Source organism: Georgenia wangjunii, from assembly GCF_036421975.1.
In the GTDB taxonomy this organism is placed as follows: Bacteria; Actinomycetota; Actinomycetes; order Actinomycetales; family Actinomycetaceae; genus Georgenia_A; species Georgenia_A wangjunii.
Genome location: NZ_JAZGON010000002.1, coordinates 283,406 through 302,210, shown reverse-complemented (window position 1 = coordinate 302,210; position 18,805 = coordinate 283,406). Strand labels below are relative to the sequence as shown.

Here is an 18,805-nt window from a genome sequence, read left to right as displayed (position 1 = left end):
GAGCGGCAGAACCTCGGATACGGCAAGAATGAACCTGCCGGCGACGATTCGCTAGACAGAAGAGCCGATCATCGACGTTCGTCACGCCGCCCGCGCCACGGCACGGCACGCAGGGACCGGCGCGTACCGTGCGTCCGGGTCTCGCTAGGCCGGCACGGCCACCCGAGTCTCGTTAGGCCGGGACGGCCACGCGCGGCTCGTCGCCGGCACTTCCGGCCCCGCCGGCCGCACCGGGCTCGAGCGCCGCCGCCCGGCGCTGCCGCACCTCGAGCACCGCCGAGCACCCGAGCAGCAGGAGGCCGACGACGGCGAGCCCGGCGCCGACGACGTTCGGCGCGCGCAGCCCGGCGCCGGCGGCGATGACCATCCCGCCGAGCCACGCGCCGATCGTGTTGGCGAGGTTGAACGCTGACTGGACGCCGGCGGAGACCATCGTCGGCGCGCCGCCGGCCTGCTCGATGATGCGCATCTGGATCGCCGGGCCGATGCCGAGGCTGGCGAAGCCGAGGAGGAAGAGCAGCGCGATGGCGACCGGCGCGCTGTCGAGGAACGCCGCGAGCGCCACGAGGACGACGACGACGAGCCCCAGCCCACCGGCGAGCGTCCCGAGCGTGCTGCGGTCGGAGAGGCGCCCGCCGAGGAAGGATCCCGCCGTCATCCCGACGCCCACGACGACGAGCACCCACGGCACCGCCGACTCCCCCAGCCCGGAGACGTCCGTGAGCATCGGCGCGACGTAGCTGTAGCTGGCGAAGAGCCCGCCGAGCCCGAAGACGACGACGGCGAGCGTGAGCAGCACCTGCGGCTTCGCGAAGGACGCGAGCTCGGCGCGCAGCGAGCGGGGCGCCGCGGTGCTGCGGTCCCCGCGGGGCGCGACGACGAGGACGGCGGCCATCGCGGCGAGGCCGATGAGCGCGACGGTCGCGAACGTCCAGCGCCACCCGAACTGCTGGGCGATGAAGGTGCCCACAGGGACGCCGATGACGTTGGCGAGCGTCAGCCCGAGCATGACGGTCCCCATCGCCCGGCCGCGGCGCTGCGGGTGGACGAGGGACGCGGCGACGAGCATGGCGACGCCGAAGAACGCGCCGTGCGGCATGCCGGTGAGGAAGCGGGCGGCGAGGAGCGTCTCGTGCGTCGGCGCGAGGGCGGACAGGAGGTTGCCGAGGGTGAAGAGCACGAGGAGGCCGACGAGCGTCCACCGCCGCGCGAGCCGCACCGTCAGCGCCGTCAGGAGCGGTGCCCCGACGACGACGCCGAGGGCGTAGCCCGAGACGTACTGCCCCGCGGTGGGGACGTCGACGCCGAGGTCACCGGCGACGTTGGGCAGCATCCCCATGATTACGAACTCGGTCGTGCCGATGCCGAAGGCGCCGAGGGCGAGGGCCAGGATGGCGATGGGCACAGGTGGACTCCTCCGGGGACTGCCGTGGACGCGGGTCTCCCTCTGGCGCGGGCCGCGGAGGGAGCCGGTGCGTCGCCGGTGCGGTGCGTGGCGCGTGAGGCGCGTCATGCGTGCCGCGCGAGGCGCGTCGTGCTCGCCGCGCGAGGCGACATGCGTGCCGCGCGAGGCGCGTGCCATGACGGCACGGCTCCCGCTATCAACGGTACGAGCCCGTGCCGTTGCGCGCCGCGCCGATCTCGGCCGCTGGCGTGAGCGTTTCGTCACGTCCGCCTGCGGCTCCGCGGCGCGCCGTCCCGCCGTTGTCGCCGCCTGCGGACCGCCGTCGTGAGCGCAGCAGCCCGCCATCGCCCCGAAAACCAGCCGTGCCGTCGTCCCGGACTCGGCCTCGCCGTCACTCCCGGAAGCAGCCCCGCCGTCGTCCGGCATAAACACAGACCGACACGAGTTGCAGAAAAAGCCTGGCGGACGCCGGGCAGGTCAACCGTAGACTCCATCCCTGGTGCGAGGCTGCCCCTGCGGGCGGGAGCGCCGTCGTCGGGGCGCAGCGCGGCACGTCCGGACCACTTTCCCAGGAGCTTTCCTCATGAGCGTCGACCAGCGCCCGAACCCTGCCCCCTCGGGCCCCACCGACACGGGCGCCTCCGCGGCTGCCCCCGCGGACGACGCGATCCCGGCCCAGGTCAAGCTCGTCATCGGCGTGCTCCTCGTGGCCTCGTTCGTCATGATCCTCAACGAGACCGTCATGAGCGTGGCGATCCCCCGCCTCATGGCCGAGTTCTCGGTGACGGCCGCGACCGCGCAGTGGCTCACCACGGCGTTCATGCTGACCATGGCGGTCGTCATCCCGACGACGGGGCTCATCCTCACGCGCTTCTCCACCCGGGCCGTCTTCATCGCCGCGATGAGCACGTTCACGGCCGGCACCGCGATGGCCGCGGCCGCGCCGGTGTTCCCCCTTCTCGTCGCCGCCCGCGTGGTCCAGGCCAGCGGCACCGCCGTCATGCTTCCCCTGCTCTTCACCACGGTGCTGACCTTCGTGCCGATCGCACGTCGCGGCCGCACGATGGGGCTCATCTCGATCGTCATCGCGGTGGCGCCGGCGACGGGTCCGACGTTCTCCGGCTTCATCCTCGCAAACCTCGGCTGGCGCTGGATGTTCCTCGCCGTCCTGCCGATCGCGCTCGTGGCGCTCGTCGTCGGCGCGAAGCTCGTCAAGAACATCACGACGCCGCGGGCCGTCCCGGTCGACGTGCTCTCGATCCTGCTGTCCGCGACGGCGTTCGGCGGCCTCATCTACGGCCTGAGCAGCATCGGCGAGTCCACCGAGGGCAACGCCGCCGTCTCGCCGGCCGTGCCGCTCGTCATCGGCGCTCTGGCGCTGACCGTCTTCGTGTGGCGCCAGATCCGTCTCCAGCGGGACGACGCCGCGCTGCTCGACCTGCGGCCCTTCCGCTCGCGGACGTTCTCCGTGGGCATCGGCATGATGCTCATCTCGATGGGCGCCCTCTTCGGCACGCTCATCCTCCTGCCGATGTTCCTGCAGAACATCATGGGCCTGACCACCCTTGAGACCGGCCTCGTCCTCCTGCCGGGCGGGCTGACCATGGGCCTCATCGCCCCGTTCGTGGGCCGCGCCTTCGACCGCGTCGGCCCCCGCCCGCTCGTCATCCCCGGCTCGCTCGTCGTCGCCGGCGCGCTCGGGACAATGACGCTGCTCTCGGCCGCCAGCCCGACGTGGCACGCCGTGGCCGCCCACGTGACGCTCAGCGTGGGCCTGGGCCTGCTCATGACCCCGCTCATGACGTCCGCGCTCGGGTCGGTCGAGCCGTCGCTCTACTCCCACGGCAGCGCGATCATGACCACGCTGCAGCAGCTCGCCGGCGGGGCGGGGACGGCGCTGTTCATCACCGTCATGACCACCCGGACCGCCGCGGGCATCGCGAACGGCCTCGGCGACGTCGAGGCGCAGGCCGGCGGCATCCACGACGCGTTCTTGTGCGGGGCGGGCCTCGCGATCGTCGCGGTCGCGTTCTCGTTCCTCGTGCGCAAGCCGACGACGACGGACGCCGCCAAGCGGCCGGAGACTGCCGGCGCGCACTGACCCGCCAGGAGCGGCCCGCTACACCGTCAGGTAGCGGGCCGCTTCGCGCGAGGGCCTCCTGCTCTTCGGCGAGCGGCGCCCAACCATCGGTGCCAGCCTGACCTTGACCACCGGCCGTCGGGGAGAAGTCCTGCACGTCAGCATGTGTCGCCTCCGGCGGCGGGTGACCCGCCAACCGGACCGACCAGGAGGAGCTCGACGTGATGGACGGCAGCGACGACGGCCGCAGCGACCAGACCGTGGTGCGGGGACTGAGGAGCACCGTGGGCCGGGAGAGCACCACCTTCGGCTTCTCCATCCTCGCGACCGCCAACTTCGGGGTGCTGCAGGTGATGCACGGGACGCCGGACATCGCGCGCGTCTTCCTCTTCGCCACCGGCGCCGTGCTGTCCTTCACGCTCCTCGAGGCGGTTCTGTCGCGCGGGTTCCGCAAGCCGATGCCGCAGCACGACACCCGAGTCCAGGCCGCCGGCACGAGCCTCAACCTCCTCTCGGTGCTCGGGGGGCTCGGAATTACGTGGCTCATCGGCACGCTGTTCTCTCACGCCGCTGTGTGGGCGGTGGCACCGTTCCTCGGGACACTCGTGTACCTGCTGTTCGAGAGCCTCGAGACCGCGCTGGGCGAGCGGCTGCTCGCGCGTGCGGGCGTGCCGGACGCCGACGAGGTATCGCCCTGAGTCTCTGCCGAGGACGGGGTGGGTCGACCGAACCGCTACGCCGTCATCCGCTCCGGCGGGCGACGGCGAGGAAGACCGAGTAGGTCACGCCCTCCTTGAGGAGGTCGGTGCAGTCGTGCATCGACACGTCGCCGAGGCCGACGTCCACGAGCTGCGCGGTGAGCTCGGTGCGGTCGAAGCCATGGTGGCCGTCGAAGTCGTGGGCGTGGAAGGTCCCGGCCTCCCGGTCGAGGTCGACGACGCACAGGTGCCCGCCGGGCGCGAGGAGCTCCGCGAAGCTCCGCAGGACCCGCCCGAGGTCGCGTACGTGGTGGAGCACGAGCGAGGTGACGATGAGGTCGAACGTCTCGTCCGGCGCTGGCTGCGACTCGAGGTCGAGGTCCCACACCCGCGCGCCGGGCAGGACGCCGGCGTCGACCTTCTCCTTGAGGACGGCGCGCATCCCCGAGGAGTTGTCCGCCAGAGTGACGGGTCCGACGCGGTCAGCCAGGGCCTGGGACACGAGGCCGGTGCCGGCGCCGTACTCGAGGAGCCGCAGCTGCGGGGTCAGCGGGACGGCGTCCGCGACGGCGCGTGCGACCTCCTGGGCGCGGGCGACCTTGTCCGGGTCGGAGTCCCAGTCGGCGGCGATGGAGTCGAAGTGCGAGCTAGCCATGCGCACAGCCTCGCACCCCGCGTACGGAGTGCGTAGCGGCAGGCTCAGGCGGGGTCGGTGCCGAGGTGCTCCTCGACGCGCTCGACCTTCGCCGTGAGCTGGCCGTCGTGCCCGGGCCGGAGGTCGGCCTTGAGGACGAGGCTCACGCGCGGGCTGAACTGGGCTACGGCTTCGCATGCGCGCTTGATGACGTCCATGACCTCGTCCCACTCCCCCTCGATGGTCGTGAACATCGACGTGGTCTCGTTCGGCAGGCCGGACTCGCGGACGACGCGGACGGCCGCGGCGACGGCCTCGGACACGGAGCCGTCGGCGGCGTCGGTCACGGACGGGGCGACGGAGAAGGCGAAGAGCATGGTGACCATGCTAGGTCGCTAGGTCTGATGCCGGCTCGGCGCCTGGGGTGGGCGGGCGCAACGGGGCGCTCCCGCACGGGTAGGCGGCCCGACCGTGCGGGAGCCGGACGGTGCCTGGATGAGTCAATCGGAGCGCCCTGGACGCTCCCGCGGTCTGCGGCTCGTACGCTTCCGGGATGGCCAGCTCGACCCGCCGCATCCGCGACGCGCGCCGCCGGAGACGCCGCCTCGCTCGAGTCATGAACGACCTCACCGAGCTGGAGTGGTGTGCCCTGCAGGCGGCGTGGGGAGGGTGCGCCTACTGCGGCGGAACTGACCGCCCGCTTCAACGAGACTGCGTCCTCCCGATCTCCCGCGGCGGCCGGTACACCGCCGACAACGTGGTGCCGGCGTGCGCCTCGTGCAACGCCAGCAAGTGCAACGCCGAGGTGGTCTCGTGGTTACGGCGCAAGCGACTCGACGAGCGCGCATTCCTGCTGCGGCACGCGGAGATCTGCGCGGGCTTGGAGCTGGCGCTCCCGAAGCGCGACGTGTCGATGTGGCCTCAGCCGTAGGCCGTCCACGGGGCGGCCCGAACGCGTTCGTCGACCGCCTGGGCATCCTCGCCGGTCACCACCCGCCACCGGCCTTCGCGGACCACCTCGAGGATCGCTGCTGCGGCCCTGCGGACCCGCCTCGCGAGACTGTCGACGCCGCATAGCGGCGAGTCTCCTGCATCCAACGGATGTACAGCTCCACGTGCGGACGCTTCGCGGCGAGCGGGTTGAGCCCGCGTTCTTGGCACAGGTGAGGTAGGCACGCAGGTCCGATTCGGTATGCCGGCGCGTCTCGCCCTTGTATCGGGCCAGGTAGCCGGCGACCGCCGAGCGGAGCGGATCGGCGCGCCACTCGTCGTCGATCATGGGTACAACGGGGAACTCCGGTGTAGGTGTCATGGCAGAGCATCTACCCACCAGGGCAGAGCCGCTCCATCGCGGCTGGGGGCAGGCCCAGGGCGGACGTAGCCGTCCATGCCGCGGCATGAGCGGGTATCGGCCGCGTGCCCCGGTAACGTCCGGTGGTGTGATCGTCTGGCTGAACGGGACCCACGGCGTCGGCAAGACAACGACCAGCGGGCTGGTGCAGAACCTGGTCCCGAACTCTCGGGTGTTCGATGCCGAGAAGGTCGGCGAGATGCTCATGGACCTCACGCCGGGGCTGCCGCCGACGGACAACTTCCAGCACTGGCCGCCGTGGCGGCCGCTCGTGGTCGAGACCGCCCGCCGCATCCTCGAGTACACGGGCGGCACCCTGATCATGCCGATGACCGTCCTCGTCGAGCAGTACTGGCGCGAGATCAGCATGGGCTTCGACCACCATGCCATCCCGGTACGGCACTTCGTCCTCCACGCTGACCAGGACACCCTCCGCGGGCGCATCGAAGGGGACACGCTTCTTGGTCCCTCCGACTTCCGTCGCAACCACCTCAAGCCCTATGCCGAGGCCGCCCACACCTGGCTGCACAAGGAAGCTGAGGTCATCGACACGACAGACCTCACGCCCGCCCAGGCCGCCCTCCAGATCGCCGACGCCGTCAACAGATCGGGCGGCCCACCCGACGACGCGCCAGGCGAAAGCTTGTAACCCTGACGGGCGCTCTTCGACGCAACGGCGAGCCGACTACTGGATGACCGCGCGCGCGACCGGCGGCATGTGCGGCCGGCAGCCGCGCGCCGAGCGGGTCGACACAGCAGGCGGCGACGTCGGCCCTGCCCGGTGGCTCTCGGGTCAGGGCACCCCTTCGATGTCGAGATCGATGTCGTCGAGGCGCACCCTGCTCCGACCGACCACAGCCCCCCGTAGGGAGCCCTCGAGCCCCGGCAGGGTGGCGAGGAGGAGCCCACCTCGGCGTAGCCAGCGGGCGCGTCTCGTGGCGGGCAGGAACCAGCCTGCACCGGTGCGTCCGCTCTCCTGCCGGGCTTGCACCACCGGCCGCCACCGGGCCTCGTAGCGAGCGAGCGCCTGCTCGATCGGCATGTCGGTAGCGAGGGCAGCGTCGAGGACGGCGGCCCCCGCCACTGCGAGGGAGGCGCCTTGGCCAGCGACGAGGGACACCGCTTGGCAGGCGTCCCCGATCAGCACGACCCGGCCGTTGTGCCACCGCAGGGCCTCGACCTGGGCGACGATGTCGTAGTAGATCTCGTCGCCCGGCGGGCACGCGGCTACCGCTGCGCCGCCGATCCACGGCCAGGACCCATACCGCTCCTGCAGCTCCGCCCGTGGGTCGACCGGCAACGCCTCATCGGTGCGGTGCGCGGCGAACACGGCGACCCGCTGGTCGGGGAGTGGGTAGAAGCCCAGCATGGCGTTGAGCGTGTCGGTCAAGCAGACCCTGCGACCGATCGCCTCCCGCAATCGCGGGTCGTCGACCGTGAACGTCGCGGTGTGCATGCCGAGGGAGCGAAGGTGCGGATCATCGACCGGGGACGTCGATCGGTACGCCGGATCGACTACCGGGTCGATGACCGTGCGTCGAACCCACGAATGGATGCCGTCAGCACCGACGAGGAGATCCACCTCGAGGGTGGTGGCGTCGCTCAGGGTGACGACCACGCCGTCCGGCCCGTTCTCGACGGTGGCTGGACGACAGCCGTACCGCAGCTCGGCACGGCCCTCGACTCGCTCGCGCAGGGCACGCTCGAGGTCCTGCCTGAGGATGCTCAGGAACCGGCCGTCGACTGCTCGAGCGAGTCGCTCAACGCGCAACCGAGCCCGCGGTCGTCCGCTCGGGCCGACGTAGGCCAGCTCGTCGACGGTGATGGCGAGCTCGTGAAGTCGCGGCAACAGGCCCGAGCGCTCTGCCGCGTCGTAGCCGAGCCCAAAGAAGTCGACGACGTATCCCTCTGTACGCGGGCTCCCGGCTCGTTCCACCACGGTGACCGTCCAACCCCGAGCGGCGAGCCGGTCGGACAGCGCCAGCCCGGCGATGCCCGCGCCGACGACGAGCGCCCGTTGCGGGCGGCTCACCGGTGCTCCCGCGTGCCAAGCAACCGGCTCAGGACGGGGACTGCCATCGAAGCGGTGAGCGAGGGGTCGATGACCCGGTGAAGGAGCACACCGTCGACAGCCGCGGCCAGGACTGCTGCTGTGCCGCCCGGGTCCGCGACCCCGCCCCGGTGCAGGTGACCCTCCAGGGCTCGCCGGAAGGCGAGCAGGAGCCGCCGGAGGTCCCCGTGCAACGCCTCGTCCCGGGCCGAGGCAAGGTACATCTCGACGAAGAGCAACGACCGTGCATCCGCACCGGCGTGCCGCTCTAGTTGCTCAAGCAGCGCCGCAACCCCGTCCGCACCGCCCGCAGACGCCAGGACCTGCTCCGCCTCGGCGAGCGCCTCCGCGAGGGCGTCGACCGCGGCCGTGCGCAACAGCACTTGCACGGAAGGGAAGTGGTAGTGCACGAGACCCGGGGCAACACCGGCGCGGGCCGCGAGCACTCTCGTGCTGACCCCTGTCCATCCGAGCTCCGGCACGCAGACCACCGCAGCCGCGAGGAGCCGTCGGCGGACCTCCGCTCCCCGAACGGCTGCAGAAGGGCCGGTCGACACGGCGCGCCCCGGCCCAGCCTTGGGCGACTGTCTAGGGCGCATGCCCAAAAGCGTAGCCCACCGTACCGATCAAGCGCGAGGTCCGCTGTGGAGCAGGCGACGTGTACGCACAAATCGGTCGCGAAGTGCGTTGCTCGGCCGCGCCAGCCTCCAGGCAGGCCTAGCGAAGCCGTCGCCCCTGGAGGTGCCGTCGGAACGACGGGCCTCTGGCTGCCCAGAAGTCGCTGTCGCGGAGCACATGTGCAGCGCACTCTCGCCGATGCCGCCGTGCCGGCCAGCGGCATGACCGTGTCAACGCCGGGTGAGAACTGACCCCCTGTTGCTGGTGGTCTCAGGGCATCAACGCAAGATCGGCGGTCCATGCTGACCTCCTGAGGGACAGGAGGACCACGGTGGTTAGGAAGCCGAAGTCTGCCGAGGTGCGGATGAGGTTCTTCACCGCGCGGGCCAGCGGGGCGACGTTGAAACAGGCGGTCGCCGCCGCCGGAGTGTCAAAGACGACGGGCCACTACTGGCTGCAGCAGTCCGGCGGGGTGCGCCCGCGGCGGACTGCGTCGCGGTCGGCATTGCGGTTGTCCGCCGAGGAGCGGGAGGCGATCTCCCGCGGGTTGGCCGCGCGCCGGACGATGACGTCGATCGCGGTCGAGCTTGGCCGCTCGGTCTCGACTGTGTCGCGGGAGATCGCCCGAAATGGTGGGCCTGGCGGGTACCGCGCGGCCCGCGCGGACCGCCTGGCGCAGGCGCGTCAGGCCAGGCCCCGCACGGGCAAACTCGCGGAGATCGGGGAGCTACGCCGCTACGTCGAGGACAAGCTGGCCCTGCGCTGGTCACCCCAGCAGATCGCGCACCGCCTCGTTCTCGACTTCCCCGACGACCCGAGCATGCGGGTCTCGCACGAGACGATCTACACGTCGCTGTTCGTGCAGGCCAAGGCGGCCCTGCCAGGTGAGCTGACAGCGCAGCTGCGCACGGGCAGGGTTCGACGCCCCCACACCGGCGGGTCAAGTCCGCCGGCCCCGAGCGCGGGCGCATACCGGCAATGGTGAGCATCAACGACAGGCCCGACGACATCGGCACTCGCCATGAAGCAGGGCACTGGGAGGGTGAGCTCATCGTGGGTCGCCGCGGCCGCTCACACCTCATTACGCTCGTCGAGCGGCACAGCCGGTACCTGATCGCGCTGCCGATCCCCGACGCGACGAGTCGCGTCGTGGTCGCTGCGCTAGCCAGGACCTTCACTGCGCTGGCGCCCACGATCCGCCAGTCACTGACATGAGACCGCGGGATCGAAATGACACTGCACCAGGAGTTCACCGCAGCTACCGGCGTCCCGGTCTACTTCTACAACCCGTACAGCCCTTGGCAGCGCGGCACCAACGAGAACAGCAACGGGCTCCTACGCCAGTACTTTCCCAAGAAGACCGCCCTCAGAGCGGAAGCCCCGATCCCGCTCCTCGAGGCCGTCGCCCAGATCAACGCCCGCCCCCGGGAACGACTGGGATGGAAGACTGCTCATGAGGTCTACCAATCCGCCCTCGTTGCGATGACCGGTTGAGACCACCAGAGCCACCGTCAGGGACACAAGTCTTCCTCATCCGTGGGCCTACAGATTTCGCTTGAGACCCTTTCGAAGCCAGCCGATCGTACAGACCGATACGGCACACGGTCTTCGGCAAGTGCGATCGAGGCGACCCGCGGTCAGCGCCAGGGGTGTGATTCCTGTGCTTCGATGGGGCGATGACCAGTCCGGACCAGGAGTTGCGCGTCGCCAGCGCCAGCCGCGACATCTCGGCCGGTGCCGGCCAGATCTTCGAGCTCATCGCTGACCCGTCTCAGCAGCCTCGCTGGGATGGCAATGACAATTTGTCTGGGGCGCCTACCGGTCAGCGAGTCCGCGCTGTCGGCGATGTCTTCGTCATGAACCTCACCGGAGGGAAGGCCCGCGAGAACCACGTGGTCGAGTTCGACGAGGGCTTCCGCATCGCCTGGCGACCTGCCGAGCCGGGTCAGGAACCGCCAGGCCACCTGTGGCGATGGGAACTCGAGCCGATCGACTCGTCGAGTACGCGGGTGACCCATACCTACGACTGGACGCAGTTGACCGATGGCAGCCGGATTTCACGAGCTCGGGCAACTACGGCGGAGAAGCTCCAGAACTCCCTGGACCGACTCGCGGCCCTGGCCGAGGGCCGGTGACCGTGCACGTTCCTGGGCGCACTGCGCGATAGAGCAGACGCCATCCGCGGCAGGTCGGGATGTTGATTCCGTTGATCGATGTTCGGTCGCCGGAGGTGGGAGCGGCCGGCGAGTTCACCGTCTACTTGGGGGCGAAGGGTGGAGCCGACGACCTGCTGGTGTTCGTCGACGAGGCGAATGCCGCTGGCTGGCAGGACGGCACGAGGGTCGAAATGGTCCTCGAGTCGGTGGAGGCGACGATCAAGGGAGAGACGTCCTACGGCTGGATGAAGGCCCAGTCCGTGAGGACAGTCTCCGGCGGTAGATGAGTCACCCAGACCCAGTGCGCGGCATGTCCGGATGCCACGGACGATGCCCCGAACGGCGCTTGAGAGACCGCGGTACAACCGCCAGCACGACAAGGAGCACGCCCGACCCGTACGCACCGGTCGGCACATGGCCGAAAGTCGGGGAGGCGATGCGGCCACGACTTCCATGGGTCCGTAGGTTGCCAGTGGCTCGCCCTACCTCATCGCTCGAGGAGCACCGAATGGTCATCGTCGCCGGACACCTCACCGTCGACCCCGAGGGTCGCGAGGCCTACTTGGCTGGTTGCGTCGACGTGGCGCGGCAAGCGCGAGGTAGCGACGGCTGCCTGGACTTCCACCTCGCTGCGGACCACGTCGACGTGAGCCGAATCAACATCTTCGAGCAGTGGGTCTCGCAGGCAGCAGCGGAGGCCTTCCGCGGCAGTGGACCGAACGAGGACCAGGGCAGCGCGATCCGGTTCGCGTCGGTGGCGGAGTACGACGTGTCAGCGGTGCGCTCCTTGACGTGATGGGCGCGGCGGGCTGCCTCGGCCACGTCCTCGTTTCGCAGGCGAGACGGCTGAGGGCTCTACACGTCGTTGACCAGGAGGACGCGCTGGGTGATGTCGAGGCCGTCCAACAGGTGCTTGTGCGACTGGCGCTCCTCGTCCGCGAGATAGGACTCGAAGCCGTCCTGTGACAGGAAGGACACGATGTGGATCTCGGTGAGCGCGTCGTCAGTTCGGAAGCGTCGCTCGAGGTGGCCGCCGTGACGCGGGAGCAGGGGAAGAACGGCTGACTCGTACGCCTGGAAGCCAGCCGCGGCTCCGCTCGGGATCTCTGCCACCATGACGGCGGTAACGCTCATCGGAGGATGATAGCGCCGGCCGACAGCGAGGGAGCAGTTGTCGAAGGCGCGCCGACAGCGGCATGTGCGGATGTTGGCGAGCGGCGTAGCCACCAGAGTGAGTCCGCGATCGCCCTATGGCCAGGCCGGACCATAGGGCGCATCGTTGGCCGCATGCGAGGAGACGAGCGCCGAGTAGTCGATGCGTTCTGCCAGCACCTGGTCGATCGCGGCTGGCACGTGCGTCGAGAAGTGGACTTCTGTGACGTTGTCGCGCGGCGGGGAAGCGAGCTTCTGTATGCCGAGGCAAAGGGCAGAACATCCGCACTGGGTCTGGACGTCGACACCCTGTTCGGCCAGCTACTGCGGCGGATGCCGATAGCCGAGGACACGAGTGCCCGCTTCGCCGTCGTCGTGCCGACTAGTGCGAGGACGGCTGCGCTGCGGGTACCTGAGGCCGTTCGCGCACTACTTCGGATAGACGTCTACGTCGTCGACGACGAGGGCGCTGTGGCCCTGGTGGAGTAGGTATCAGTAGTGCCGGAACAGTCCCCGTGGCCGCCGCGGCAGCGTAGGTGAGCGCTCGAATCGCGGCATGTCCGGATGCCAGCGGTACCTCATGCGCGGGCGTGAGCCGCGCCGGGATCGCGGGCGGGTCGGGATGCCGGCAACCCACGCCACGGGGACTGGGCACGCAGTCGGAGCTACCCCACGATTAGGACGAAGCCGCGCCTTCGTGCCTCCACGAGGTCGTTGCGCAGCACCCGCTCGACGCGCTGATTGAGGTCTCTAGGAACGGCGCACCCAGTGCCCCCGCCCGGACCATAACCAGTGCCATTGTCGGGCTCGCATCGCAGATCCGGTGGAACGCCCCTCGAGACGGTGACGCAGAGTTCGTGGCGGTGACCGCTACGACACTCAAAGACAGTGCGCACACGGTGGGTCTCGTTGTTCATGTCCGACGCCTCCTCTGGGATGAGCTGTGGCATCCATCGTGTAGGTAGCCACTGACATCGCGGCTCCCGCCGTTCGCTGCGGGAACTTGTCGTGCCGTCATACCGGTGCGCCCTCAGCGTTCGCCGCCATCGCCCGCGGTGAGCACACGTCGCCGAGGAACCGGGAGCCGGCCGCATCCTGGCCACATGCGGCGCACTGCCGACTTCCACGCGCGACCGGCGGCATGAGCGGACGCTCGCGCTACTCCGGCGCCCGACGGCGGGTGCCAGAATCGCGTACGCGTGTCCACCGTTGTGGCAGTATCCGAGGGTGAGGTGCCGTGATGCGCTGCTATTGCCCGCTGGTTGTGCATATACGCATTCCTCCTGAAGTCCGACGAGATTCACCATCATCGAACGGCACGGCGGATGCGGTTCGAACATGGGCGCGTTTTATCCCCGCCGGCGTCACGCAGGGACAAGATAGTAGGAAGGCGGATGCGTCGCGTGTGGACGGATCGTACGCCTGACTCGCGTCAGCCGTTCTTTGCACACACTGGGCGCTGGCGTGCACACCTCGGACGTGGAGCACCTCGAGAGGCGGCGGCGGAACCGGCGTGCCGACGGCCGTCACTGATCCGCGAACGGGCGGGGGCTGGACTCGTGGACGCAGGTACGAAGTGGTGATGTCACTGGAAACCGGCGCGAAGGGTCAACGTGATGATTGAGCAACTAAAGTCGTCGACAGCCGCGTTCTACGGCTGGATTCACGATCACAGCTCAAGCGACTTCGTGGCAATAACAATCCAGGTCGCAATCACCTACATAGCGTTGTCATTGTCCGCGCTCGCTGCAGGGTTGCTGATCAACTTGCTCCTGCAGGCCGCGAACGCGGGGTCAGCCGCGCTCGTGCTCCCGTTGTCGAGGCGTTTCCCGGTCAGGAATACCGCAGAAGACCGACAGAGTCGGCGCCATGCAGTGTTTGCGCCCGCGTGGGGCTTCGGCGTAATTGTTGCATTCCACTCGATCACTGCTCGCATCGGCGGTGCTGTCACAGCGGTTCTATCGCCGTTCGCCCGGCGACGTTCTATTCTCTCGCTGCTCCTTTCGATCGTTATCGTATCGTTCTCGTACTGGCCGCAAGCCATGGCCGATGGCTTGCGGGCTGCGACGGATTTCGTTCCGCCGATCGACAGCCCACAGGCGGCGACGATGGCTTCCATTGGGACGCTTGTTGTGGCGCTTATTCCGCTCGCGGTTCTCGTATTCTTGCTGTTCAGCCGGACTGGTCTTGTCGCGCGGTCGCGAGACAATTCAGCCCTGGTCAGCGAATCAACACGGGAGCTGGCGAATTTCCAGACGGCCATGATACTCCTAGCGGACGCTGCATATAGTAATCGAAGCCACGCAGTGGAGTCGCGCGAATCTCGTGCTATCTCGAGCATCGATCGCGGCTCTTCCGGCACGGTATTGTGGCTGGAAGGCGAGGCCCCGCGGGCATATGCCAGTGAAGCTCTGTTTACCCCCCATGAGCCACGGCTGCAAGACACGTTGGACGCGGAAAATCGAGAGCGGTCACTGAAGGCCGTGCGTGGAGCACAGCGTGTGGTAAACCGCGTGCAGAAGAATGGCCTAGGCACCACCTGTGCCTGGGCGTGCCTTCCTGTGCGGGACCAGTTGAGCCGGCTCCATGTCCACTTCCGTCCGCAGGATCCACGCGCAAAAGTCACAAGCTTTTTCAGGCTGCTGGACTTCAACTCGCTATTGGACGAGGCGTACGACGACCTGCAGAAGAATATCGCGCGATATGTGCGGCGCTCCGCAACCCCCGACCGGTTCGGCCGGCAAGGTGATGCGCTATTCGCTAGAGCCGGTGGAAGCGACGGTCGGACTGTCACTGCGATAGAAGCCGAGCATATCGAATGGGCTATCGCGCACACCGGTAAGCGGATCGACTTCCTGATCCTAGAGCACCGACTCGACGAACTCGCAGTATGGCGTTGTGTGCAGCACCTCGATGTAAATATCCTGGGTAACGCTGTTGACACTTTACGGAACTTCATTGCCAAGTGACATCCGCCGCCGTGGGGGCACCTGAGGGCCGAGTATCGGCATGGCGCCCCATGACCTGTGAGAACGTAAGCCTCATCGCACGCTCCGCTCACAGCGACTCGGTCGGGGCGAACCGCGATGATGCCACGCTGGAGGTCCATTGTGGCGGCGGAGGCGCATAAGGACGCCACGGCGTCCGAACAGCGGCCGCCGGCCGCTTGCGAGCCGCAATCGCACTGCTCCCGGTGAAGCTCGGACGGTGTCAGGGCTAGAGTGGAATGCTTTGCCGCCCGTACCGACCAGCGGCCAGACCGGGTGCCCGGCCGCCGATGGCTGTTCAGCCGGCGCACGCCAACGTCAACCCGACCCGAGAACGGCGAGACCTCGCGTCACCGGGGCCTAGGGGGAGATGTAGGTTGAGCGAGGGCCCGGCCACGATGTGAAGAGCTTGTCCTCGTAAATGTCGAACGGGCCAGTGACGTACACGCCCTCGTACTCACCCTTCGGGAACTAAGTCGTGACTCGCTGCGCATGGGAGATGTGACCGGTGCTGCTTCATTCGTTCGAACCACAGATTTTGGATTCTGTGCCAGAGAACCATCCTCTGCATGGGCGTGATCTGCGGACTATCCCTGACGTTCACCTGGCGGAAGGAGCGGCTCGTGCGATCCTTCCGGGGTTCGAGGATCTGTGGGCGCGCCTCACCGTCGCACACCAAGCGAGTTCGGTGAGCGAACTTGACGGAGAGGTGCGTGACCTGACTTCCTCTGCTCTCAGACGAGTCAGCCGCATTTTGGTCCAACGCATTCATATCGAGCTCATCCTGCCTGGCACTGGAACTGGGCCGCCGACCATCGAGGTTAGCGATGAGGTGCTGGATGCGGTCACGTTGGCCTACGTGCACATGGCTGGTGTTTTCGATGCACTCGCTATTGTCAATGGGCTGCTAGCTGGCATGTCGAATTACCGCGAGATGGGTTGGCAGAAGTCGCCGTATCGTAGGAAACTTCGTCCTTACGCTCCCGATGCCGTTGAACTGATGGAGCCTGAGGTAGCCGGTGGTAAGCTTCTTAGGGCAGTGCTGAGCTTACGCAACACCATCCACAAGCGAATGCCCGACCCTGCGACGACAGGTAGGGCGGGGGGTGATCCCCAATTGCGGGAGATGAGTCTGCACCTGGAGCGCCGCAGCCATTCGGAGATCTTAGACGCGTTCCGGGACGTGGGGTGGACGAAGTCCGTAGGAGTGAAGTTGGTCGGTGACCACCTATTCCTGCGTCCCGAGTCTGCTTTGGGCCTCATGCTCGCCGATGGCGTCCCAGTTCTCAATCAGCTCCTACATGCAACGCCCGTCGAGGCGCTGGCGACGTCACCGCTAGTTTTGGACCCTGATCGCTCCCTCTACCCGTCTCAGTTGCGGGCGTACGCGATCGAGTACCTCGGCCTCCGGCATCTGGTTGCACACTCCTAGCCATCTTTATCCGTTCGTTGCTGACGCCGAAGCTGCGATTCATCTCCTCGGTGTCGCCGGTGCTGGTCCGGCGCTGGTCGAGTTGGAGGGCTCGTGGATGCAGGCTTCTGGATAGGGATCTTGCGGCCTGTGTCCTTGTCGATCCTCGGCAATGTATGGACGCCAAGCGTTCAGGACGCGATGGCTCGCTGTAGTAGCGAGCGAGCCGAAGAACGCGCCAAGCAGGTCGAGGCCATCCGACTGCGGATTTTAGGTCTGGCTGCGCGACCGGGCCTCATTAATCGGCGTCTACTAGTGGCAGCGCTGGAAGCTCCCCTCGCGGCTGCGTTCTTCGGAGCCGTTAGCGGAATGCTTCTCGCGTTGGAATTCGTCTTCGACGTCACGTACGTGACAGGGCAACTGATCGCCGTCGTCGGCGCCGTGGTAACGGTGAATATCGTTGTTCGGGCTTCGTGACTGCACCGCGCCGTACTGGCCGCCGAGTCGAGTTGAAGCCCCGCGATCCTCCTCGTGACGTACGCCGGCGAAATCAGCGGGACAGCGGCAGTAACGGACGCCGGCGCGCGCGGGGGCGGCGGATGGGTGGTGTGCTGGCGAGGTATCGCCCCGAGTCAACGTCTCATAGGCCGTCGGGCGTCGTCCCGACCGGCCAGCTGTGAACCATGACAGGAACGTCCTCGCCGACCGCGCCGAGCACTCCCCGGTGGAGGTGCAGCTCCTCCGGATGAGGTTCAGGTGGTGACGTAGCAACCGCCCGTCGATGGACGGCTCCCAGAAAAACGCGCCCCACTGGGGTGCCCTACCAGGCACAAACGCGAACCGGTGCGGTATGACGGCATGCTCCCACGCGACCTCGCTACAACGAAGCGGCACATCGGGCGAGCGCTCGGACGGCGGCATGAGCGCGCACCCCCAGTAGCATCACCGGTCCGCCGCCGAAGTAGCGCGGTAACGTGCACACCCACAAGCTTGCCGACAACTTTCCTCCCCTCAAACACTTGAGCGCGCTAGAGTCGCATTCGAACCGCACACCACGAGTCCTGCTACGGTCTGCGGGTGGCCGACGGTCTCGATGATTCTGAGGGTGCGAGGGTGACAAAGCCGGGTGCGGGATCCTTGCAGTTTGCCGCGAAGGTTCGGATTGGCCTCGCCCTCGGCGGACTCTTGATGCTCGCAGTCATGAGCATCGGCCATCTCGGCAAGGGTCTGGACGGAGCCGGCCAGGTGTCACTTGTGACAGCCGGTTCGATCATGGTCATACTCGCGGCAGTGGGCGCGGTTCCGGTTCGGGGCAAGTTCAAGGACTACGATTACGACTTCGGGGAATTGGACGCGGCCACCGACGAAGCACAGGCGGTCGCAGATCGCAAGCCTGATGAGCAGCCCGGCATGGCCCAACCACCGAGTGCACAACCGGTGATCCCAGCAGACGACATCACAATCCCGCTATTTGTCGACGCTGCGCGTCGCAGTCAATTGATGGCAATCTCACCTAAGAGCGCGCTGTTGTCTGTGTACGGAGAGATGGAGGAACAACTCCGTGGCCTCGCCGAGGACGTCGCAGAAGCGCCTCCGGCAGCTGGTCGGACTCCGTTCATTCCCGTGCGTAAACTGGCACGAGACCTCCATCGGAGCAACTGGGTGTCGTCGTGGCATGTCGACATGATCGAACAGTTAACAAGGGTGCGAAACCAGGCTGCTCACACGCCGAGCGATCTCGGTCCTGCACTTGTACGCGTCGGCAACTTGGTAGAGATTGCGGCCGAACTCGCGAACGACCTCGCCCAGCGCCGGGTCGCTGCTCGTAGCGGGTTCCGGCCTCAGTGACCAAGGGCTGTGAACCGCTTCCATGACCGCTCGGGATAGCGGGCGACCGAGCGCCAACGTCATCCATGGATGACCATCACATGGCTGCCGACACGCGTGTAACGACCCGCAGTCGGGCTGGTCATCCGGCATGGGAATCTGAGTGCCGTCGCGGAACCTCCTGCGGGGAGTCGACCGATGCGCCGTCATCGCCGGGAGCACGTCGGCGCGCGTAGTCGCCCGGACCGCGGCATGTCCGCGTGTCCATAAGTCGTGACTGTGCCTACCGGGACCACGGAACGGACACGCGCGGTGCCACGCCCTCATTCGACTGCACGTCTCGATCAGAGGCCCGCACAGCGCCCTGGATTGTCAAGGGAAAGTGTGATGTCTTCGGGCGGACAAGTGGTGGCCAGGGGTCCGGCCGGAATGGTAG

General features: G+C 67.8%; 19 protein-coding genes and 1 pseudogene. 14 read left to right on the top strand and 6 right to left on the bottom strand.

Features of this window, described 5'->3' with window-relative positions; translation table 11 throughout:
* Positions 1 to 172 precede the first annotated feature (172 nt).
* On the bottom strand, positions 173 to 1,405 hold the full coding sequence (locus V2J63_RS05370) for an MFS transporter (RefSeq protein ID WP_331229975.1): 1,233 nt from the start codon (positions 1,403 to 1,405) through the stop codon (positions 173 to 175).
* Positions 1,406 to 1,988: 583 nt separating this feature from the next.
* On the opposite strand from V2J63_RS05370, the gene V2J63_RS05365 reads away from it, so the two are divergent.
* Both V2J63_RS05365 and V2J63_RS05360 read left to right on the top strand, forming a co-directional pair.
* The gene (locus V2J63_RS05365) at positions 1,989 to 3,506 is read left to right on the top strand and encodes an MDR family MFS transporter (protein ID WP_331229974.1); all 1,518 of its coding nucleotides are present in this window, start codon (positions 1,989 to 1,991) and stop codon (positions 3,504 to 3,506) included.
* A 203-nt stretch (positions 3,507 to 3,709) separates the two neighbouring features.
* Complete coding sequence (locus V2J63_RS05360) at positions 3,710 to 4,183, top strand: hypothetical protein (protein ID WP_331229973.1); 474 nt, start codon at positions 3,710 to 3,712, stop codon at positions 4,181 to 4,183.
* A gap of 43 nt (positions 4,184 to 4,226) precedes the next feature.
* Here V2J63_RS05360 and V2J63_RS05355 read toward each other — a convergent pair whose 3' ends face one another.
* Together V2J63_RS05355 and V2J63_RS05350 are read right to left on the bottom strand one after the other, a co-directional pair.
* Complete coding sequence (locus tag V2J63_RS05355) at positions 4,227 to 4,838, bottom strand: class I SAM-dependent methyltransferase (RefSeq protein WP_331229972.1); 612 nt, start codon at positions 4,836 to 4,838, stop codon at positions 4,227 to 4,229.
* A 44-nt stretch (positions 4,839 to 4,882) separates the two neighbouring features.
* Positions 4,883 to 5,194, bottom strand: coding sequence for an MTH1187 family thiamine-binding protein (locus tag V2J63_RS05350; protein WP_331229971.1), 312 nt, complete (start codon positions 5,192 to 5,194; stop codon positions 4,883 to 4,885).
* Positions 5,195 to 5,370: 176 nt separating this feature from the next.
* On the opposite strand from V2J63_RS05350, the gene V2J63_RS05345 reads away from it, so the two are divergent.
* Together V2J63_RS05345 and V2J63_RS05340 are read left to right on the top strand one after the other, a co-directional pair.
* Positions 5,371 to 5,748 carry an HNH endonuclease gene (locus V2J63_RS05345; protein WP_491062216.1) on the top strand — a complete coding sequence of 126 codons (378 nt, stop codon included), beginning with the start codon at positions 5,371 to 5,373 and terminating at the stop codon, positions 5,746 to 5,748.
* A 508-nt stretch (positions 5,749 to 6,256) separates the two neighbouring features.
* A complete protein-coding gene (locus V2J63_RS05340; RefSeq protein ID WP_331229969.1) occupies positions 6,257 to 6,817 on the top strand; it encodes a DEAD/DEAH box helicase family protein in 561 nt (186 codons plus the stop codon).
* Between the two features lie 144 nt (positions 6,818 to 6,961).
* Here the strand turns inward: V2J63_RS05340 and V2J63_RS05335 are convergent, their stop codons facing one another.
* Both V2J63_RS05335 and V2J63_RS05330 read right to left on the bottom strand, forming a co-directional pair.
* Positions 6,962 to 8,200: an FAD-dependent monooxygenase gene (locus V2J63_RS05335; RefSeq protein ID WP_331229968.1), complete on the bottom strand. Its 1,239-nt coding sequence runs from the start codon at positions 8,198 to 8,200 to the stop codon at positions 6,962 to 6,964.
* Complete coding sequence (locus tag V2J63_RS05330) at positions 8,197 to 8,817, bottom strand: TetR/AcrR family transcriptional regulator (protein ID WP_331229967.1); 621 nt, start codon at positions 8,815 to 8,817, stop codon at positions 8,197 to 8,199. The genes V2J63_RS05335 and V2J63_RS05330 overlap by 4 nt, the downstream gene beginning before the upstream one ends.
* A 350-nt stretch (positions 8,818 to 9,167) precedes the next feature.
* On the opposite strand from V2J63_RS05330, the gene V2J63_RS05325 reads away from it, so the two are divergent.
* The 5 genes and pseudogenes from V2J63_RS05325 to V2J63_RS05305 all read left to right on the top strand — a co-directional run bounded on the left by V2J63_RS05325 (position 9,168) and on the right by V2J63_RS05305 (position 11,788).
* Positions 9,168 to 9,821, top strand: coding sequence for a helix-turn-helix domain-containing protein (locus V2J63_RS05325; RefSeq protein ID WP_331229966.1), 654 nt, complete (start codon positions 9,168 to 9,170; stop codon positions 9,819 to 9,821).
* A pseudogene (locus V2J63_RS05320) lies at positions 9,815 to 10,330 on the top strand (IS30 family transposase). Before V2J63_RS05325 ends, V2J63_RS05320 begins: the two are co-directional and overlap by 7 nt.
* Before the next feature lie 182 nt (positions 10,331 to 10,512).
* Positions 10,513 to 10,971, top strand: a complete 459-nt coding sequence (locus V2J63_RS05315; RefSeq protein ID WP_331229965.1) for an SRPBCC family protein — start codon at positions 10,513 to 10,515, stop codon at positions 10,969 to 10,971.
* Positions 10,972 to 11,042: 71 nt separating this feature from the next.
* Complete coding sequence (locus V2J63_RS05310; protein WP_331229964.1) at positions 11,043 to 11,279, top strand: hypothetical protein; 237 nt, start codon at positions 11,043 to 11,045, stop codon at positions 11,277 to 11,279.
* Positions 11,280 to 11,500: 221 nt separating this feature from the next.
* A complete protein-coding gene (locus V2J63_RS05305; protein ID WP_331229963.1) occupies positions 11,501 to 11,788 on the top strand; it encodes a putative quinol monooxygenase in 288 nt (95 codons plus the stop codon).
* Between the two features lie 59 nt (positions 11,789 to 11,847).
* Here the strand turns inward: V2J63_RS05305 and V2J63_RS05300 are convergent, their stop codons facing one another.
* Positions 11,848 to 12,126 (bottom strand): hypothetical protein, encoded by a 279-nt coding sequence (locus tag V2J63_RS05300; RefSeq protein WP_331229962.1) that lies wholly within the window; start codon positions 12,124 to 12,126, stop codon positions 11,848 to 11,850.
* 153 nt (positions 12,127 to 12,279) lie between these two features.
* Between V2J63_RS05300 and V2J63_RS05295 the strand changes: the two genes are divergently transcribed.
* The 5 genes from V2J63_RS05295 (at position 12,280) to V2J63_RS05275 (ending at position 18,390) form a co-directional block, all read left to right on the top strand.
* Entirely contained in the window at positions 12,280 to 12,633 is a 354-nt protein-coding gene (locus tag V2J63_RS05295; RefSeq protein ID WP_331229961.1) for a 4Fe-4S dicluster domain-containing protein, read from the top strand.
* Positions 12,634 to 13,760: 1,127 nt separating this feature from the next.
* Positions 13,761 to 15,113, top strand: a complete 1,353-nt coding sequence (locus tag V2J63_RS05290; protein WP_331229960.1) for a hypothetical protein — start codon at positions 13,761 to 13,763, stop codon at positions 15,111 to 15,113.
* Between the two features lie 706 nt (positions 15,114 to 15,819).
* A complete protein-coding gene (locus tag V2J63_RS05285; RefSeq protein ID WP_331229959.1) occupies positions 15,820 to 16,563 on the top strand; it encodes a hypothetical protein in 744 nt (247 codons plus the stop codon).
* Between the two features lie 93 nt (positions 16,564 to 16,656).
* Positions 16,657 to 17,019 (top strand): hypothetical protein, encoded by a 363-nt coding sequence (locus V2J63_RS05280; protein WP_331229958.1) that lies wholly within the window; start codon positions 16,657 to 16,659, stop codon positions 17,017 to 17,019.
* Positions 17,020 to 17,619: 600 nt separating this feature from the next.
* Complete coding sequence (locus tag V2J63_RS05275) at positions 17,620 to 18,390, top strand: hypothetical protein (RefSeq protein WP_331229957.1); 771 nt, start codon at positions 17,620 to 17,622, stop codon at positions 18,388 to 18,390.
* Positions 18,391 to 18,805: the final 415 nt, after the last annotated feature.

Bases quoted from the DNA above. Each gene is read 5' to 3' on its own strand.
- V2J63_RS05365 (WP_331229974.1), top strand. From the start codon at position 1,989: ATGAGCGTCGACCAGCGCCCGAACCCTGCCCCCTCGGGCCCCACCGAC.
- V2J63_RS05360 (WP_331229973.1), top strand. From the start codon at position 3,710: ATGGACGGCAGCGACGACGGCCGCAGCGACCAGACCGTGGTGCGGGGA.
- V2J63_RS05355 (WP_331229972.1), bottom strand. From the start codon at position 4,838: ATGGCTAGCTCGCACTTCGACTCCATCGCCGCCGACTGGGACTCCGAC.
- V2J63_RS05350 (WP_331229971.1), bottom strand. From the start codon at position 5,194: ATGCTCTTCGCCTTCTCCGTCGCCCCGTCCGTGACCGACGCCGCCGAC.
- V2J63_RS05345 (WP_491062216.1), top strand. From the start codon at position 5,371: ATGGCCAGCTCGACCCGCCGCATCCGCGACGCGCGCCGCCGGAGACGC.
- V2J63_RS05330 (WP_331229967.1), bottom strand. From the start codon at position 8,817: ATGCGCCCTAGACAGTCGCCCAAGGCTGGGCCGGGGCGCGCCGTGTCG.
- V2J63_RS05315 (WP_331229965.1), top strand. From the start codon at position 10,513: ATGACCAGTCCGGACCAGGAGTTGCGCGTCGCCAGCGCCAGCCGCGAC.
- V2J63_RS05305 (WP_331229963.1), top strand. From the start codon at position 11,501: ATGGTCATCGTCGCCGGACACCTCACCGTCGACCCCGAGGGTCGCGAG.
- V2J63_RS05300 (WP_331229962.1), bottom strand. From the start codon at position 12,126: ATGAGCGTTACCGCCGTCATGGTGGCAGAGATCCCGAGCGGAGCCGCG.
- V2J63_RS05295 (WP_331229961.1), top strand. From the start codon at position 12,280: ATGCGAGGAGACGAGCGCCGAGTAGTCGATGCGTTCTGCCAGCACCTG.
- V2J63_RS05290 (WP_331229960.1), top strand. From the start codon at position 13,761: ATGATTGAGCAACTAAAGTCGTCGACAGCCGCGTTCTACGGCTGGATT.